The organism is Methylobacterium sp. J-001 (assembly GCF_022829565.1).
In the GTDB taxonomy this organism is placed as follows: Bacteria; Pseudomonadota; Alphaproteobacteria; order Rhizobiales; family Beijerinckiaceae; genus Methylobacterium.
The window spans coordinates 1-15,549 of record NZ_JAKSYN010000118.1 but is presented as its reverse complement, the minus strand read 5'-3'; the positions used below and the strand labels follow the sequence as shown (position 1 = coordinate 15,549).

13 protein-coding genes are annotated in these 15,549 nt (G+C 70.9%); 5 read left to right on the top strand and 8 right to left on the bottom strand.

Going from position 1 to position 15,549, the window contains the following annotated elements; all coding sequences use genetic code 11:
- Positions 1-386 precede the first annotated feature (386 nt).
- A complete protein-coding gene (locus MKK65_RS13875) occupies positions 387-1,289 on the top strand; it encodes an NAD(P)-dependent oxidoreductase (RefSeq protein WP_243958282.1) in 903 nt (300 codons plus the stop codon).
- A 28-nt stretch (positions 1,290-1,317) separates the two neighbouring features.
- Here the strand turns inward: MKK65_RS13875 and MKK65_RS13870 are convergent, their stop codons facing one another.
- The 5 genes from MKK65_RS13870 to MKK65_RS13850 form a co-directional block, all read right to left on the bottom strand.
- On the bottom strand, positions 1,318-2,112 hold the full coding sequence (locus MKK65_RS13870; protein ID WP_243958281.1) for an ABC transporter ATP-binding protein: 795 nt from the start codon (positions 2,110-2,112) through the stop codon (positions 1,318-1,320).
- Between the two features lie 8 nt (positions 2,113-2,120).
- A complete protein-coding gene (locus MKK65_RS13865; RefSeq protein WP_243958280.1) occupies positions 2,121-2,930 on the bottom strand; it encodes an ABC transporter permease in 810 nt (269 codons plus the stop codon).
- A 4-nt stretch (positions 2,931-2,934) separates the two neighbouring features.
- Complete coding sequence (locus tag MKK65_RS13860) at positions 2,935-3,909, bottom strand: ABC transporter substrate-binding protein (RefSeq protein WP_147897185.1); 975 nt, start codon at positions 3,907-3,909, stop codon at positions 2,935-2,937.
- Positions 3,910-4,022: 113 nt separating this feature from the next.
- The gene (locus MKK65_RS13855) at positions 4,023-5,945 is read right to left on the bottom strand and encodes an ABCB family ABC transporter ATP-binding protein/permease (protein WP_243958279.1); all 1,923 of its coding nucleotides are present in this window, start codon (positions 5,943-5,945) and stop codon (positions 4,023-4,025) included.
- Between the two features lie 85 nt (positions 5,946-6,030).
- Positions 6,031-6,234 (bottom strand): DUF1127 domain-containing protein, encoded by a 204-nt coding sequence (locus MKK65_RS13850; RefSeq protein WP_058190707.1) that lies wholly within the window; start codon positions 6,232-6,234, stop codon positions 6,031-6,033.
- 102 nt (positions 6,235-6,336) lie between these two features.
- Here MKK65_RS13850 and MKK65_RS13845 point away from each other — a divergent pair, with 102 nt between their 5' ends.
- Positions 6,337-7,671, top strand: a complete 1,335-nt coding sequence (locus tag MKK65_RS13845; RefSeq protein ID WP_243958284.1) for a PLP-dependent aminotransferase family protein — start codon at positions 6,337-6,339, stop codon at positions 7,669-7,671.
- 67 nt (positions 7,672-7,738) lie between these two features.
- Here MKK65_RS13845 and MKK65_RS13840 read toward each other — a convergent pair whose 3' ends face one another.
- A complete protein-coding gene (locus tag MKK65_RS13840) occupies positions 7,739-9,142 on the bottom strand; it encodes a LysM peptidoglycan-binding domain-containing protein (protein ID WP_243958283.1) in 1,404 nt (467 codons plus the stop codon).
- A 229-nt stretch (positions 9,143-9,371) separates the two neighbouring features.
- Here MKK65_RS13840 and MKK65_RS13835 point away from each other — a divergent pair, with 229 nt between their 5' ends.
- Both MKK65_RS13835 and MKK65_RS13830 read left to right on the top strand, forming a co-directional pair.
- A complete protein-coding gene (locus tag MKK65_RS13835) occupies positions 9,372-9,968 on the top strand; it encodes a TIGR00730 family Rossman fold protein (protein WP_243958278.1) in 597 nt (198 codons plus the stop codon).
- Between the two features lie 108 nt (positions 9,969-10,076).
- Positions 10,077-11,843 carry a methanol/ethanol family PQQ-dependent dehydrogenase gene (locus MKK65_RS13830; RefSeq protein WP_243958277.1) on the top strand — a complete coding sequence of 589 codons (1,767 nt, stop codon included), beginning with the start codon at positions 10,077-10,079 and terminating at the stop codon, positions 11,841-11,843.
- Here the strand turns inward: MKK65_RS13830 and MKK65_RS13825 are convergent.
- A complete protein-coding gene (locus MKK65_RS13825) occupies positions 11,818-12,747 on the bottom strand; it encodes a LysR family transcriptional regulator (RefSeq protein WP_243958275.1) in 930 nt (309 codons plus the stop codon). The two genes, MKK65_RS13830 and MKK65_RS13825, sit on opposite strands and share 26 nt — an antisense overlap.
- 92 nt (positions 12,748-12,839) lie before the next feature.
- On the opposite strand from MKK65_RS13825, the gene MKK65_RS13820 reads away from it, so the two are divergent.
- Positions 12,840-13,709, top strand: coding sequence for an aldo/keto reductase family oxidoreductase (locus MKK65_RS13820; RefSeq protein WP_243958273.1), 870 nt, complete (start codon positions 12,840-12,842; stop codon positions 13,707-13,709).
- Positions 13,710-13,713: 4 nt separating this feature from the next.
- On the opposite strand, the gene MKK65_RS13815 is transcribed toward MKK65_RS13820, so the two are convergent.
- On the bottom strand, positions 13,714-14,943 hold the full coding sequence (locus tag MKK65_RS13815; protein WP_243958271.1) for an ABC transporter substrate-binding protein: 1,230 nt from the start codon (positions 14,941-14,943) through the stop codon (positions 13,714-13,716).
- Positions 14,944-15,549 lie beyond the last annotated feature (606 nt).

The following is a 15,549-nucleotide window of genomic DNA, read 5'->3' as shown; positions in this document are numbered from 1 at the left end:
GCCACCGACGCGGGCACCGCCCCATCCCCCGAGCCCGCCGGTCAGCCCCCGGACGGACCCCCGAAGCGTGCCGCGGGATCGCGCCCGAAGCACCGAGGGACAGGTGACGGCTAATGAGCACAAAATAGGAACATTGTCAAGGGGCGGGGGCGTGATATCTGCGATTGCGGCGCTTCTTGATACGTCCGATACCGGTCCCCTCGAAGGGCTGGCTGCGGCCTTCACCGTCATTGCGAGCGTAGCGAAGCAACCCAGTTCAGCGCGCGATATCCGGAGGTCGCGTGTCCCTAGGTTGCTTCGCTGCGCTCGCAATGACGGCAGGGGGCGGGGCCGTCCCAAATCGTGCCGCCGGCTCGATCGGCCGCCGCAAGGGGGGGAGCCGTCCGGTGCAGAAACTCGCCATCCTGGGCCTCGGGGCCATGGGGCTGCCCATCGCCCGCAACCTGGCGGCCAAGCGCCTTTCCGAAGCGGAGACCCTGGTAGCGGTGGACTCCGACCCGGCCCGCTTTGCCGGGCTCCAGGGGCCGGGCCTCGTCGCGACGGCCGATCCCGCGGCCCTCGACGGGGCCGATGTCCTGTTCCTGTGCCTGCCGAACGGCGACGTGGTCGAGGCGGCCCTGTTCGGCGGGGATCGCCTGGCCGAGCGGCTGGCGCAGGGGGCGATCGTGGTGGATCTCAGCACCATCGCGCATGCCAAGGCACTTGCCATCGGCCGCGCTCTGGCGGCGACCGGGCGGCGTTTCGTCGATGCCCCGGTCTCCGGGGCGCCGGCCGGCGCCGAGGCCGGGACGCTCACGGTGATGTGCGGCGGCGACCCGGACGCCGTCGCGGCGGTCCGGCCGCTGCTGGAGCGGATCGGCACCAGCGTCCTGCATATGGGGCCGGCGGGCTCCGGCCAGCTCACCAAGACGATCAACAACGTGCTCTACGACATTAACATCGCGGCGCTCGCCGAGGTGCTGCCGATGGCGGTGGCGATGGGGCTCGATCCCGAGCAGATCGCGCAGGTGGTCACCACCGGCACGAGCCGGAGCTACGCGTCGCAATACTTCGTGCCGCGCATCCTCCGGGGCCGCTTCGACGAGGGCTACCCGATGGGCGCGGCCTACAAGGACCTCGTCGCGGCCGCGGCGATCTCGGCCGAGGGCAACTACCCGATGCCGGTCACGGCCGCCGCCACCGCGACCTACCAGACCGCCCTGCGCCAGGGCCACGGCGACCGGGACAAGGGCGCGATGGTGCTGCCGTTCGAGGCGCTGCTCGGGGTGACGGTCCGCTCCCGCGGGTGAGCGAAGCGGCCGGGCTCCGAAAGGCCCGTCAATCCACCGCCGGCGCGTGCAGCTCCGCGTCGGTGAAGCGGGCCTGCTCCTCCATGACGAGCTGGCCCAGCTCGCGCTTGATCGCGTTGAACTCGGCGCTGGCCGGGTCGCGGGGCCGGGGGATCGGCACGGTGACGTCGCGCTTGATGCGCCCGGGCCGGTAGGTCATCACCAGGATCCGGTCGGCGAGGTAGATCGCCTCCTCGATCGAGTGGGTCACGAACACGATCGTCTTGCGGGAATCGGCCCAGATCCGCAGCAGCTCGTCCTGCAGGGTGCGGCGCGTCAGGGCGTCCAGCGCCCCGAACGGCTCGTCCATCAGCATCACCGGCGGGTCGAGGGCGAGGATGCGGGCGATGGCCACGCGCTGGCGCATCCCGCCCGACAGGTCCTTCGGGTAGCGGGTGCGGAAATCCGACAGGCCGAGCGTCGCGGTGATCCGGTCGACCGTCTCGGCGGCTTTCGCGCGCGGCACGCCCTTGATGTCGAGGCCGAAGCGGACGTTGTCCTCGACGCTCATCCACGGGAACAGGGCGTATTCCTGGAACACCATGCCCCGGTCCGGGCCGGGATCGACCACCGGCTTGCCGCCCACCGCGATCGTGCCCGAGGTGAGCGGGCTGAAGCCCGCCATCGCGTTGAGCAGGGTGGACTTGCCGCAGCCCGAGGGGCCGAGCAGGCACAGGAACTGGCCCTCCGGCACCGTCGCCGAGATGTCCTGAAGGGCGGCGACGCCCGAGGCGCCGCTGCCGAACACCTTGACGGCGTTCGCGACCACGATCTCTGCCGACATCGTCCGGGTTACCGCTCCAGGCCGCGATGCCAGCGCAGCAGGTGATCGTTGAGGCGGCTCATCGCCCCGTCGATGATCAGGCCGAGGATGCCGATCGTCAGCATGCCGCCGATGATCTTGTCCGACCACATGTATTCCCGGGCCTCGAGGATCCGGTAGCCGAGCCCGTCCGAGACCGCGATCATCTCGGCGACGATCACCACGATGAACGCGGTGCCGATGCCGATGCGCATGCCGGCCAGCACGAACGGGCTCGCGGCCGGCAGGATCACCCGGCGGAACATCGTCCAGGAGCCGGCGCCGAGGTTGCGGGCGGCGCGGATGTAGATCGAATCGACCTGGCGCACCCCCGCGATGGTGTTCACCAGGACCGGGAAGAAGGTGCCCAGCGCGATCAGGAACAGGGCCGGCGGGTTGCCGAGCCCGAACCACACGATCGCCAGCGGGATGTAGGCGATCGGCGGGATCGGCCGCAGCACCTGGAGGAGCGGGTTGAACAGGGCGTAGAGCCCGTCATTGGTGCCGAGCACCAGGCCGATCGGCACGGCGAGCCCGGCGCCGATCAGGAAGCCGGAGACCACCCGGGACAGGCTGGAGACCGCGTCGTGCGGCATCTCGCCGGAGAACAGCCAGGACAGGTAGCTCTCCTGGCCCGGATCGTATGGCAGGGCCGGCAGCAGGCCGGACCACCACTTCACCGCCACCGCGCTCGGCGGCGGCAGCACCACGGCCGAGACCAGGCCGGTGCGGCTCGCCAGCTCCCACAGGATCAGCAGCGCGACCGGGATCAGGACGCCGCGAAGGTCGCGCAGGGCCATCGGATCACTCGACCTTCAGGTCGGCCTTGGCCTTGTCGAGCAGGTCGAGCTTGACCCACTCGGCATCGCTCTTGGGCGGGTTCTGCATCTTCCCCAGCCCGTACTTGACCATGTAGTCGGTGGTGACCTGCATATGGCCTGCCGGCATGGCGTAGGTGTAGCTCGCGTTGGCCATGCCGTCGCGAAAATCCTGGCTCGTGAGCTGGCCCTTGAAGACCTGCTCGCGGACGTATTTCTCGGCGAGCGCCGGGTCGTCGATGAAGGCCTTGGTGGCGGCCACGAACAGGCGCAGCACCTTGGCGGCCACTTCGGGCCGCTCGGTGTACATCTTCTCGGTCATCACCAGGGGCCGGACCGGCTTGCCGATCGGGGTGTCGTAGGGCTTGACCAGCTCGACGCCCCAGCCGGCGCTGATCGCCTGGGTCGATTGCGGCTCCGACTGGCAGATCACGTCGACGTATTTCTGCCCCAGCGCCTGGTTCAGGTCGGCGTAGTTGTTGAAGTAGGTCAGCTGCACGTCCTTGCCGGGACGCTCCGACCAGGTGAGGCCGTGCTTGTCGAGCTCGGCCAGCAGCATCAGGTCCTGCGTGCCGCCGCGGACGGTGGCGACCTTGAGGCCCTTCAGGTCGGCCGCGCTCTTGGCCGGCAGGTCCGGCCGCTTGAGGATGCGCACGCCGCCATCGGCGAAGCCCGCGACCACCACCAGCTTCACGCCGTTGCCGCGGGCGGCGACCGCGCCGTCGCCCCCCGAGGCCGCGATGTCGATCTGGTCCACGGCCATGGCCGGGTAGATGTCGGCGCCCTTGGCGAACTGGCGCTCGTCGATCTTCAGGCCGTATTTCGGGGCGATCTCCTTCATGTAGGAAATCGCGCCGTAATGGGCGAATTTCAGATTGCCGAGCCGGACGACGTCCTCGGCTCGGACGGTGCCGCCGAGGGCGACCAGCATGGCACCGGCCGCGATCAGGCCCTTCAACATCGATGTCTCCCCCGACCGGACGGCATGAGCCGATTCGCAGCGCGGCCTTCGTGATGGGCCGTTCAGCGCAGTATAACGAATACAGCAGGAGAAGTAATCCGCCTCCCTCTGCACTACTCCGCCGGTTCCGTCGCCGGCAGTACCCCGCGGCCGACCCGGATCGGCAGGACCGGGGCGTCGGCGCGCTGGAGCACTTCGAGCGCCGCGTCGGCCTCGCGCTGGCGATCCCAGAGCGCCGCGTAGATGCCGCCCGCCTCCAGCAGCTCGGCATGGGTCCCGCGCTCGGCGATGCGGCCGTGGTCGAGCACCAGGATCGCGTCGGCGTTGACCACCGTGGACAACCGGTGGGCGATCACCAGGGTGGTGCGGCCACGGCTGACCCGATCGAGCGCCGACTGGATCTCGGCCTCGGTGAAGGAATCGAGCGCCGAGGTCGCCTCGTCGAGCACCAGGATCGGCGGCGCCTTGAGGATGGTCCGCGCGATGGCGACCCGCTGCTTCTCGCCGCCCGAGAGCTTCAGGCCACGCTCGCCCACCGGGGTATCGTAGCCCTCCGGCAGGCTGGAGACGAACCGGTCGATCTGGGCGAGCTGGGCCGCCTCGCGCAACTCCGCATCGGTGGCGTCGGCCCGGCCGTAGCGGATGTTGTAGCCGATCGTGTCGTTGAACAGCACCGTGTCCTGCGGGACCATGCCGATCGCGGCGCGCAGCGATTCCTGGGTCACTGCGGCGATGTCCTGGCCGTCGATGCTGATCCGGCCGGCCGACGGCTCGTAGAACCGGAACAGCAGCCGCGACAGGGTCGACTTGCCGGCGCCCGACGGGCCGACCACCGCCACGGTCTGCCCGGCCTGGATCTCGAACGAGACGCCGCGCAGGATCGGCCGCTCCGGGGTGTAGGCGAAGCGCACATCCTCGAACCGCACCGTGCCGCCCGCCACCTTGAGCGGCGCCGCGTTCGGCCGGTCGGCGATCTCGGGGTTCTGCCCGAGGATGCGGAACATGTCGTCGATGTCGATCAGGGCCTGTTTGATCTCGCGGTAGATCATGCCCATGAAGTTCAGGGGCATCGAGAGCTGCACCAGCAGGGTGTTGGCCAGCACGAAGCCGCCGATCGTCGTGCGCCCGGCCAGGATGTCCCGGGCCGCGAGCCACATCACGATCGTCATGCCGATGGTGAAGATCACCGCCTGGCCGGCATTGAGCACGGCCAGCGACACGTAGGTCTGCGTCGAGGCTTTTTCGTACTTCGCCATCGACACGTCGTAGCGGGCGGCCTCGCGGGCCTCCGCGCCGAAATACTTCACCGTCTCGTAGTTGAGCAGCGAATCGACCGCCTTGGTGTTGGCGTCCGTGTCGGAAGCGTTCATCCGGCGGCGGATGGCGATCCGCCACTCGGTCGCCTTGTAGGTGAAGGCGAGATAGGCCCCGACCGTGAGGAACGCCACCAGCGCGTAGCGCCAGTCGAACTCGTAGGCCAGCACGCCGAGCACCAGGGCGAACTCGACGATGGTCGGCACCAGCGTCAGCACCATCAGGCGCGACAATTCCTCGATGCCGGCCCGGCCGCGCTCCAGCACCCGGGTCAGGCCGCCGGTCTTGCGCTCCAGGTGGAAGCGCAGGGACAGCCGGTGCATGTGCTCGAAGGTCTTGAGCGCCAGGCGGCGGACCGCGTGCATCGCGACCTTGGCGAACAGCCCGTCGCGGACCTGAGTCAGCGCCGACATGGCGATCCGCGACACGCCGTAGAGGGCGATCAGCAGCATCGGCGCTGCGAACAGGCCGGTCGGCAACGGCGCGTCCTTCCCGCCGATCGCGGCGACCAGGGCGTCGGTGATCCACTTGAAGGTGAACGGCGTCACCATGGTCACGAGCTTGGCCGCGAGCAGCAGCCCGAAGGCCAGGAACACCCGGCTCTGCAGGTCGGGCCGGTCGTGCGGCCAGAGATGCGGCCAGAGGCGTCGATAGGTGGCGAGCAGCCCGGGGCGCTCAGCCGGAGGTTTGGACCCGGCCGGGGGCGCGGTGTCGTCGGTCATGCGAAATTCTTGCGGGAGGAACGATCGTCCACCCGCATATAGGTCCGTCCGACGATCGGGGCACCCGCGGCGGCCGCAGGGCCGGTCATCCTCTCCAGAACGGCTTCCGGATCTCGTGGCGCAGGCGCCAGGGTTCGATTCCGGCATCCCGCAGCTGGTCCGGATCGAGGGCGGCGAGCGACCTCCGGGTGCGGATGCGCTGCAGCCAGAGACGCAACAGGGATGGCCGGGCAAGCCGGTTCGTCGAGCGCGTGGACGTGGTGGTGGACGGGAGGGTGAGGATCGACATGGCGGAGGTTCCGGTGACGGGAGCAGTCCGGCCGGGATTGCGGCGCCAGGATTGAACCGATAGATATCTCGGATCAATAGAAACATTGCACTCGGAGCAATGATGCGGGCTACGGATTACCGGGGCGTCGCCGACGCGGTCGCCGCCGAGATCGCCGCGGGCACGCTGCGCCCGGGCGACCGGCTGCCACCCCAGCGGGACTTCGCCTATGCCCGAGGCATCGCGGTCTCGACCGCGAGCCGGGTCTATGCCGAGCTGGGCCGGCGCGGGCTCGTGAGCGGCGAGGTCGGCCGCGGCACCTTCGTCCGCTCCGAGCCCGGCGGGGCCGTGGATCTCCAGCCGGAGCCGCCGCCTGCGGCCCTCGACCTGCAGCGGACCCATTCCCGGCTGCCGGAGCAGGAGGCCGTGCTGGCCGAGACCCTGGCAGCCCTGGCACGCAGCGGCACCGAGATCGGCTTCAGCCAGTACGGCCCGGACGGCACGCCCCGGGCGCGGGCGGTGGCGGCCGGGTTCCTCGCCCGGGACGGCTACGCGCCGAAATCCGCCGACATCCTGTTCACCGGCAATGGCCGGCAGGCGCTCGCCGCCGCGCTCGCGGCGCTGGCGCCGCCGGGGGGGCGGATCGGCTGCGAGCCGCTGACCTATCCGGTGGTGAAGGGCATCGCGTCCCGGCTCGGGATCACCCTGGTGCCGCTGGCCATGGACGCGGAGGGCGTGTGCCCCGACGCGATCCTCCAGGCCCACCGGGCCACGCCGCTGAGCGGGCTCTATCTCCAGCCGACCCTGCAGAATCCCCTCGGCACGACCATGAGCGACGCGCGGCGCGCCGACCTCGCCCGGGTGCTCGAGCGGACCGGGCTCACGGCGATCGAGGATGCCGTCTACAGCTTCCTGGCCGACGCACAGCCCCTGGCGAGCCTCGCGCCGGACCGGACGATCCTGATCGACAGCCTGTCGAAGCGGGTGATGCCGGCCCTCACGATCGGGATGATCGCCGGCCCGCCGCACCTGACCGACCGGCTCGCCGCCTCCGTGCGCCAGGGCGCCTGGACCGCGCTGGGCCTGTCGCTCGCGGCCGGCCTGCACTGGATGTCCGGCGGCTCGGCGGCGACGCTCGCCGACGCCAAGCGCCGGGATGCGGCCTCCCGCCAGGCCCTCGCCCGGGAGATTCTTACCGGACTCACGGTGGTCGGCGATCCCCGGGCCTACCACCTCTGGCTCGAACTGCCCGAGACCTGGCGGGCGGAAGCGTTCGCGGCCGCATCCTTACGCCGGGGGATCGCCCTGCTGCCGGCCCCGGCCTTCGCGGTCGTTCCGGGCCACGCGCCGAACGCCGTCCGCCTCGCCTTGGCGACGCCATCGCGGGAGGACCTTGCCGGGGCGCTCCGGACCCTGCGGCGGCTGGCCGTCTCGGAGGATGATCAGGTCGTCGAGTGAGGGGGCTCGCCATCCGCGATGCACGGCGCCCGCGAACGCCGAACCGGCCTCCACGCCGGCCGCGCGCCTAGCCGCGCTTGTCGGTCGGCAGGATGAAGATCTGGCCCGGGTAGATCCGGTCCGGGTCGCGGATCTGGCCCTGGTTGGCGTCGTAGATCACCGTATAGCGCTCGCCCCTTCCGTAGGTGCGTTGGCTGATCCGCCAGAGGTTGTCACCCCGGGTGATCTTCGCCGTGGTGATCTCGGGCACGAACACCGCGCCGGCCCGGGCCGGGCCGCTCGCCTCCGGGGAATGTTGGCTGAGGGCGGAGGGCGTCTCCGCCGCGCCGGGGTTGTCCGCCCGGGGACGGGGTGTCCCCGGCCCGCCGCCAAGGGTGGACTTGGTGACCGGCTCGCGCCCGCCCCCCTCGCCGGCGGCGACGCGGGTCGGCTCGGGCACCGCGAGCGGCACCTCGGCTCTTGCCGCGACCTTGCCAGTCCGGGGGTCGATCTGGTCGATCCGCACCTGGTACTGGCCCGGCTTGATCCCGCGCCCGATCGTGAAGCTCGCCCGGCCGTCCGGCCCGACGCTGCCCGGGGCGATCAACGTGTCGTTGAGGTAGAGCTGAAGCTTCGCACCCGGAATCCCCGTCGCCGTGACGAACAGCCGGCCGTTGTCCTGCACATCCACGCTGGCGATCTGGGCGGCCTGCCCCTTCTCGTCGGAGGCAGCCGTCCCGGGTGCCTTCCCGGCCTGAGCCATTGCTCTCTTCGCCGGCTCGGCGGCACCCGGCTGCGACAGAACGACGGTCGCGGCATCCGGGGCGGTCAGCGCCACCAGGGGCTGGCGGTCCCGGCCCGGGGCCACGTCGACCGCCACGCTCTGCCGTGAATCGGCGGCGCGGCCGTCTTTGGTGGTCATGCGCAGCCGGATGGCGCTGGAGCCGGCCGGCAGTGCCGGCGGGACCAGGGCGAACTGGCCGTTCGCGTCGGCTTTGGCCCGGGCCACGGCTTTGCCGTCGACCAGCATCTCGATCACGGCCTCCGGCGCCCCGCGCCCGGCCACCACCGCGTCGCCGTTGGGCTCGACCCGCACGATGTCGAAGCGCGGCACCTGGGCCGCGTCGGGTTCTGCCGGCTTGGCGCCCGGGCCTCCGGTGGCGGCCGACTTGCTGTCGCCCGATGCCGTGCCTTCCGAGGGGCGCGCGGCGGACCGATCCTCGCCGGGCTGGGTTGCGTCCGGCTTGGCCTGCCCCTGTCTGTCGTCGCGGAAATCGATCGGCGGCCCGCCGGATTGCGCCGTCGCCCCGGGATCCGACAGGCTGCGCAGGCCGCCCTGCGGCGCCGGGGACGTGGCGGCCGGGGGATCCGGCTCGTGCCGGCCGATCATCCGCCGGAGGGAGTCGCCCCCGAACAGGGCCAGCACGAGGCCGAGGCCGCCGAGGAGGCCGGCGAGCGCCAGGGCGAGACTGCGCCGCACCTGTCTCGACATCGCCACGGAGGCCTCCCTGATCTGTGCCGGCCGCCCGGTGAATGGGCAACCTGCCCGCTCAAAAACCGTCGACTGTGCAGCCCATAATACCGTACATGGTCGCGACACCAAGCCGTCCCGCCGCTTCGGCGGGTGAATCCCACGCGAATTCAGCAGTTTGGCGCGTGGAGCGCCGGGCGCGGGGCTCTTTTTCGACGGCTCGCAACGGTTGCGTGATGGAGGGTGCCGGATGGCCCCGGTGAGGACAGTCTGCGTCTATTGCGGCTCCAGCTTCGGCGGAGACCCGGCGTTTCGCGATGCCGCGGAGACCCTTGGGACGGCGATCGCGCAAGCCGGGATGGGCTTGGTCTACGGTGGCGGCGACGTCGGCCTGATGGGCGCCGTGGCGCGCGCCGCCCTGGAGGCCGGCGGCCATGTCACCGGCATCATCCCGGACTTCCTGCAGGCGCGCGAGCACATGCTCGACGCCGTGCAGGAGACCGTGGTGGTGCCCGACATGCACACCCGCAAGCGCCTGATGTTCGAGCGTTCGGACGCGTTCGTGACCCTGCCGGGGGGCATCGGCACCCTGGAGGAGCTGGTCGAGCAGCTGACCTGGGCGCAGCTCGGGCAGCACCGCAAGCCGGTGGTTCTGGTCTCGGTGGCCGATTTCTGGGCGCCGCTGCTCGCCCTGTTCGAGCACATGCGCGGCCACGGCTTCATCCGCGAGGGGCTGGATCTCAGCTACAGCGTCGCCCCTGACGCGGCGGCGGTGGTGCCGCTGCTGCGCGCGGCCGGCCACGAGCCGGACCTCCAGGCCGAAGAGATCGTCAAAGAGCGGATGTGACGCCGGGCTCGGACGCTTGGCCGCGGTGGCGATCCGGGCGGCGGGTGCAGACAGGCGGTGTATGAGGCCGGCGCCGCCGCGCTGGGCAGCGGCCGGTGGAGTCCGAGCATGCGCGTTCCGATCCTGGCGACCCTGGTGCTTGCCGGCCTGATTGGCGCCGCGTGCGCGCAGGATCCGCCCGTCCTCCAGACTCTGGATTACGCCAACACCCGCTATTCCGACCTCGCCCAGATCGATGCCGGCAATGTCGGGCGCCTCAAGGTCGCCTGGACCTTCTCGACCGGCGTGCTGCGCGGGCACGAGGGCGCCCCGATCGTGGTCGGGCACCGGATGTTCGTGCACACCCCGTTCCCGAACCTGGTCTACGCCCTCGATCTCGACCAGGACGGCAAGATCCTCTGGCGCTACGCCCCGCGCCAGGATGCGGGCGTGATCGCGGTCATGTGCTGCGACACGGTCTCCCGCGGCCTCGCCTACGCGGAGGGACGGCTGTTCCTGCAGCTGGCCGACACCACCGTCGTGGCCCTGGATCCCGAGACCGGCCGGGTCCTGTGGTCCGTGCGGAACGGCGACCCGGCCAAGGGCGAGACCAACACCGCCACGGTCCTGCCGGTGCACGGCAAGCTCATCGTCGGCATTGCCGGGGGCGAGTACGGCGCCCGCTGCCACGTCACCGCCTACGACCAGGCGAGCGGCAAGCGCCTCTGGCGCGCCTACGCCACCGGACCGGATGCCGACATGCTGGTCGATCCGGAGAAGACCACCGAGCTCGGGCGCCCGATCGGCCGGGATTCCTCGCTCAGGAGCTGGGAGGGCGACCAGTGGACGATCGGCGGCGGCTGCAGCTGGGGCTGGTTCTCCTACGACCCGGATCTGAACCTCGTCTATTACGGCACCGGCAACCCGGCGACCTGGAACCCGGCCCAGCGGCCCGGCGACAACCGCTGGACGATGGCGATCATCGCCCGCGACCCCGAGACCGGGATCGCCCGCTGGGTCTACCAGATGACCCCCCACGACCAGTGGGACTATGACGGGGTCAACGAGATGATCCTGACCGAGCAGGTGATCGACGGGCGCCCGCGCCGGGTGCTGACCCATTTCGATCGCAACGGCTTCGGCTACACCCTCGACCGCGCCACCGGCGCGGTGCTGGTGGCCGAAAAATTCGATCCCAGCGTCAACTGGGCGAGCCGGATCGACCTGGACCGCGCCTCGCCGGGCTACGGCAGGCCGGTGGTCGACACGCGCTACGCGCCGGGCGAGGCCGACGAGGAGGAGGTCACCAAGAACATCTGCCCCGGGGCGCTCGGCGCCAAGAACCAGCAGCCGGCCGCCTACTCGCCGGTGACCCGTCTGTTCTACGTGCCGACCAACCACATGTGCATGGATTACGAGGCATTCCGGGTGCGCTACACGCCGGGCCAGCCCTATGTCGGCGCGACGCTGACCCTGCACCCGCCCGAGGGCTCCGACCGGACCGGCGCGTTCATCGCCTGGGACGGGGCGAAGGGCAAAATCGCCTGGACGATCCCGGAGCCGTTCTCGGTCTGGTCCGGGGCGCTGGCGACGGCCGGCAACGTCGTGTTCTACGGCACGCTCGAAGGGTATCTGAAGGCCGTGGACGCCCGGGACGGGCACGAGCTCTACCGCTTCAAGACGCCGTCCGGCATCATCGGCAACGTCACCACCTACGCGCATAACGGCCGGCAATACGTGGCGGTGCTCTCCGGGATCGGCGGCTGGGCGGGCATCGGGCTGGCCGCCGGCCTGACCGACCCGGCCGACGGCTCGGGCGCGGTCGGCGGCTACGCGGCTTTGTCGCAGTACACCGCGCCCGGCGGCCAGCTCACGGTGTTCGCGCTGCCGGACTGAGCCCGGATGGGCGTGCCGCGATGAAATCGACGAAGGCCCGCAGCGGCGCCGGGAGGTGCCGGCGGCCGGGGAAGTAGAGGAACGGGCCGGAGAAGACCTGCCACCAGGGTTCGAGCACAGGCTCCAGGGCGCCGCTGTCGAGGTACGGGCGCAGCCAGTCCTCGAAGAGATGGACGATGCCGGTCCCCGCGACGGCCGCCGCGACGACGAGATCGCTGGCCCCGACGCGCACGATCAACGGGCCGGACGGGTCCACGCGGACGATCTCCCCGGCGCGCTCGAATTCCCACGGCGCCGTCAGGCTGCCGCTCGGGAACCGGCCCAGCAGGCAATCCTGGGCCAGGAGGTCGCGCGGATGCTCCGGGCGGCCGCGCCGGTCGAGATAGGACGGGGCCGCCGCGGTGGCGAAGCGCTGCCGCCGCGGGCCGATCGGCACGGCGATCATGTCCTGCTCCAGGCGCTCGTCGTAGCGGATGCCGGCGTCGCAGCCCGCCGCCAGCACGTCGACGAAGCCATCCTCCACCACGATTTCGAGCCGGATCTCGGGATAGGCCGAAAGGAACGGCGGCACGATCGCGGGAAGGACCAGCCGGGCCGCGCTCAGCGGCACGTTGAGCCGGAGCGGTCCGGCCGGCCGGTCGCGGAACCCGTTCACCACGTCGAGGGCAGCCTCGACCTCGCCCAGCGCCGGGGCCAGCCGTTCGAGCAGGCGAGCGCCGGCCTCGGTCGGCGCGACGCTGCGGGTGGTGCGGTTCAGGAGGCGCACGCCCAGGCGCGTTTCCAGCCGGCGCACCGCCTCGCTGAGGCTCGACGCGCTGGCGCCGCTGCCGCGGGCGCCCTCGCGAAACCCGCCGGCCCGCGCCACGGTCACGAAGGCCGTCAGGTCCGCGAGATCCGCCGCCATCGTTCGCCATCCCGAACAGCCCGTGCCGATTATCCCTGCTTATCCGATCAGTCGGGCGGGTCTACATCCGGAGCGAACAACGGAGACGAACCATGATCGACCTCGCTACAGCCGGCACCGTCTCGCTCGGAGATCGCACCGTGAAGCGGCTGGGATACGGTGCCATGCAGCTCGCCGGGCCCGGCGTGTTCGGGCCGCCGAAGGACCGGGATGCGGCCATCGCCGTGCTGCGCGCGGCGGTGGCCGAGGGCGTCGACCACATCGACACCAGCGATTTCTACGGGCCGCACGTCACCAACCAGATCATCCGGGAGGCGCTCCACCCCTATCCGGACGACCTCGTGATCGTCACCAAGGTCGGCGCCAGGCGTGGGGCCGACGCCTCGTGGAACCCGGCCTTCTCGGCCGAGGCGCTGACCCAGGCGGTGCACGACAACCTGCGCAATCTCGGCGTCGACGTCCTCGACGTGGTCAACCTGCGCCTGATGTTCGACGTCCATGGCCCGGCGGAAGGCTCGATCGAGGCGCCGCTGACGGTGCTGGCCGACTTGCAGCGCCGGGGCCTGATCCGGCGGATCGGTCTGAGCAACGCGACCCGGCGGCAGGTCGCCGAGGGCCGGCGCATCACCGAGATCGTCTGCGTGCAGAACCAGTACAATCTCGCCCACCGGGGCGACGACGCCCTGATCGACGAGCTGGCCGTCGCCGGCACCGCCTACGTGCCGTTCTTCCCGCTCGGCGGCTTCAGCCCGCTGCAATCCAGCGTCCTGTCGGAGGTCGCCGCCCGTCTCGGGGCGACGCCCATGCAGGTGGCGCTGGCCTGGCTGCTGCGCCGGGCGCCCAACATCCTGCTGATCCCGGGCACGTCCTCGCTCGGCCACCTGCGCGAGAACCTCGCGGCGGCCGAGCTGGTGCTGCCCGCCGACGCCATGGCGGCCCTCGACGGGATCGGGGCGGCCTGACCGCCTACTTGGCCGACAGGCCAGCCACCATCGGGCAGCCGCCCTCGCTCATCGGCCGAAACGCCTGCTCGCCGGGGATGGTCTCCAGGAGCTTGTAGAGGTCCCAGCCGCCCTTCGACTCGCCGGGCGCCTTGGCCTCGAACAGGTACATCGGGTGGATCTTGCGCCCGTCGGGGCGGATGTAGCCCTTGCCGAACAGCGGGTCGTCGGTGGGGAGCTCCTTCATCTTGGCGACCACCGCCGCGCCGTCCTTGGCGGACTTCAAGACTTCCACCGCCTTCAGGTAGTGGAGCAACCCTGCATACACGCCGGCCTGATAGGCGGTCGGCTTCTTGCCCGGCATGCGCTGCTCGAACCGGGCCGCGAAGGCGCGGGTGCCGTCATTCATGTCCCAGTAGAACGGCGCGGTGAATTCCAGCCCCTGCGCCACCTCCAGGCCGAGCGCGTGGATGTCGGTGTCGGCGATGAGCAGGGCCGCGATCTTCTGGCCGCCCTGGCGGATGCCGAATTCGTGGGCCTGCTTGATCGCGGTGGCGGCGTCGAGCCCGGCATCGGCCAGGCCGATCACCTGCGCCCCCGAGCCCTGCGCCTGGAGCAGGAACGAGGAGAAATCCGGGTTCGGGAACGGCGTGCGGACGCCGCCCACGATCGTGCCGCCGTTCTTCTCGACCACCGCCTTGGTGTCGCGCTCCAGGGCGAGGCCGAAGGCGTAGTCGGCGGTGATGAAGTACCAGGTCTTGCCGCCGCGCTTGAGCATGGCCTTGCCGGTGCCGTTGGCGAGCGCGGCGGTATCGTAGGTCCAGTGCACGGTGTTGGGGGTGCAGGCCGGGCCGGTCAGGTCGGCGGTGCCGCCGCCGGAATTCACGAAGGCCTTGTTCTTCTCCTTGGTGATCTGCGCGATGGCGAGCGCCACCGAGGAGGTCGGCACGTCGAACACGGCATCGACGCCGTCGCGGTCGTACCATTGCCGGGCGACCGAGGCGCCGACATCGGGCTTGTTCTGGTGGTCGGCGGCCACGACCTCGACCTTCAGCCCGTGGGTCTCCGGCTTGAAATCCTCCACGGCCATGCGGGCGGCCACCACCGCGCCCTCCCCGGTGGAATCGAAGTAGACGCCGGAGCGGTCGTTCAGCACGCCGATCTTCACCGGCACGAGGTCGGCCGCCAGGGCCGCCCCGGCCCCGAGCGCGCAGAGAAGCCCCGTCAGTGCCGCGGCGCAGTGGCGGACCGTCATGTCTCACTCCCTGTTTTTTTGTACGCGGCGACGTTGTTCGTCGCTCGCGTGGCGTCCCAATACAGCTTATCCGGCCTCTCCCGAGGCCGATACGGGCGGGTGAAAGGATACGGGCGATCCGTCAGGGCCATGTGGCCGCCGATACGCCTGGACAGTCCTCGGATGTTCGCGGACCGGTCCGTGCGAAACACGACAGGCCCGTCACCCGTGCGGGCTAACGGATTGACACATCGCTGCCGGATGAGGGCCAAGGCTAACCCAAGCGCGTCTCCCTCCCCCCTCTGCGGGGGAGGGAAAACCGTAGGGCTTCCCGTGGCGTCTGCAGACCCGATATGGTCATCCACGAGCCCGCACTCGGACTGCGACCCGCACCTACCTTCGGCCTACGCCGCTACCCGCGATGTCTGGCCCCCGCACCCGCCCGGCCCCAGCCCGAAGATCGCCCGCGCCCCCGCGGGCGTCGCCGGCCCGCCGTCCAGGAGGGCCAGCCCGCCGGCGGCCTTTTTCACCCCGGGCGGTCTTGCGGCGTGGAGCCACGCCCGGGAACGTACACCGTTTGGCCCCCGCCCCGCCCCGGCGTTCACGCCCCTTCCCGCCGGCCACCCC

What these genes read in the sequence shown, in the direction of transcription:
- MKK65_RS13870 (WP_243958281.1), bottom strand. Translation starts at nt 2,112, where the DNA reads ATGTCGGCAGAGATCGTGGTCGCGAACGCCGTCAAGGTGTTCGGCAGC.
- MKK65_RS13865 (WP_243958280.1), bottom strand. Translation starts at nt 2,930, where the DNA reads ATGGCCCTGCGCGACCTTCGCGGCGTCCTGATCCCGGTCGCGCTGCTG.
- MKK65_RS13860 (WP_147897185.1), bottom strand. Translation starts at nt 3,909, where the DNA reads ATGTTGAAGGGCCTGATCGCGGCCGGTGCCATGCTGGTCGCCCTCGGC.
- MKK65_RS13855 (WP_243958279.1), bottom strand. Translation starts at nt 5,945, where the DNA reads ATGACCGACGACACCGCGCCCCCGGCCGGGTCCAAACCTCCGGCTGAG.
- MKK65_RS13850 (WP_058190707.1), bottom strand. Translation starts at nt 6,234, where the DNA reads ATGTCGATCCTCACCCTCCCGTCCACCACCACGTCCACGCGCTCGACG.
- MKK65_RS13845 (WP_243958284.1), top strand. Translation starts at nt 6,337, where the DNA reads ATGCGGGCTACGGATTACCGGGGCGTCGCCGACGCGGTCGCCGCCGAG.
- MKK65_RS13840 (WP_243958283.1), bottom strand. Translation starts at nt 9,142, where the DNA reads ATGTCGAGACAGGTGCGGCGCAGTCTCGCCCTGGCGCTCGCCGGCCTC.
- MKK65_RS13835 (WP_243958278.1), top strand. Translation starts at nt 9,372, where the DNA reads ATGGCCCCGGTGAGGACAGTCTGCGTCTATTGCGGCTCCAGCTTCGGC.
- MKK65_RS13830 (WP_243958277.1), top strand. Translation starts at nt 10,077, where the DNA reads ATGCGCGTTCCGATCCTGGCGACCCTGGTGCTTGCCGGCCTGATTGGC.
- MKK65_RS13825 (WP_243958275.1), bottom strand. Translation starts at nt 12,747, where the DNA reads ATGGCGGCGGATCTCGCGGACCTGACGGCCTTCGTGACCGTGGCGCGG.
- MKK65_RS13820 (WP_243958273.1), top strand. Translation starts at nt 12,840, where the DNA reads ATGATCGACCTCGCTACAGCCGGCACCGTCTCGCTCGGAGATCGCACC.
- MKK65_RS13815 (WP_243958271.1), bottom strand. Translation starts at nt 14,943, where the DNA reads ATGACGGTCCGCCACTGCGCCGCGGCACTGACGGGGCTTCTCTGCGCG.